General features: G+C 31.4%; 1 protein-coding gene and 1 pseudogene. One reads left to right on the top strand and one right to left on the bottom strand.

Annotated features, from left to right (window positions below; all coding sequences use genetic code 11):
- A partial coding sequence (gene pyrF / locus ABT160_RS47090; protein ID WP_351656612.1) for an orotidine-5'-phosphate decarboxylase occupies nucleotides 1–597 on the top strand: 597 nt, incomplete at its 5' end.
- A 177-nt stretch (nucleotides 598–774) separates the two neighbouring features.
- Here the strand turns inward: pyrF and ABT160_RS47085 are convergent.
- Nucleotides 775–1,141, bottom strand: a pseudogene (locus tag ABT160_RS47085) (DDE-type integrase/transposase/recombinase); the annotation flags it as partial.

Raw genomic sequence — 1,141 nt, 5'->3', positions numbered from 1 at the left:
GAAACTTTTTATAAGAATACAGCAGATGAGTGGAGCTCTACTTTATCTGTAGATGCAGTAACAATTAATCCATACTTGGGAAGTGATGGATTAGACCCATTTATAAAATTAGGAGAAGAAAATGATAAGGGCTCTATTATTTTAGTGAAAACAAGCAATCCTTCTTCAGGAGAATTGCAAGATAAAATACTGGATTCTGAAAATAAAACTATCTCTGAAGTTGTATGTGATTATATTATTAAAAGCACGAATAAAGTTGGGAATTATGGATTTTCAGATATTGGAGCTGTCATTGGAGCAACATATCCCGAAGATTTAACTAAGTATAGGAGACTCTTACCAAAAACCTTATTTCTAATCCCAGGAGTTGGTTATCAAGGAGGAGATGTGAAACTATTAGACGCAGCGTTTGATAATAATGGTTTAGGAGCCATCATAACATGTTCAAGAGCAATTGATTATGCTTATAAAGATACAGGTTTATCAGAGCAAGAAGTAAAGAATTCTATTTTAGAGGCAGTTGACTATTATAATGGATTAATAAATAAAGCTTTGATAAAATCTAAAAAGGTTTATTGGGAGAGGGAGAAAAATTGAAAAAAATATATTAGAGTCAATTTTAATAAAAAATGAAGTTGCTCTTAAAGAAGTTATCACAAAAATAGACTCCCCCTCTTCAAATAATGATGTAGGAACGCTTTTTTATACATCATTTTTTGAAAATTTAGGTAATAAAAATTCTGATATTGACATTTATGGACCAATGTCAAATATTTAGACACAAAATGAGCTATATTTTCTTAAAATAATTTTCTTCTTTCTGATTTGGAGTTAAACCCTTGTTGGCGGAATGAGGATTATAATTGTTATAAAATTGTTCGATGTATTCAAAGCAAGAGAGTTGAACTTCTTGAATGGAGTGATAAGTTCTGCGATTAATTTCTCGATGTTTAAGATACTTGAAAAAGACCTCAGTGACGGCATTATCATAAGGATATCCAGGCTTGGAGTAAGAAGCAAGCAATTGATGCTCATCTAATAACTTTCTAAAGGAAGCTGATTTAAATTGGCTTCCTTGATCCGAATGAAAGATAATTGGTTCCTTAGGCTTCCTCTTATTTATAGCTATTTCTAAGGTGTC

This window comes from Streptomyces sp. NPDC001941, assembly GCF_040296945.1.
Taxonomy (GTDB): domain Bacteria; phylum Actinomycetota; class Actinomycetes; order Streptomycetales; family Streptomycetaceae; genus Streptomyces.
Note: the sequence above shows the minus strand (reverse complement) of the source record. Positions and strands in the feature narration are given on the sequence as shown.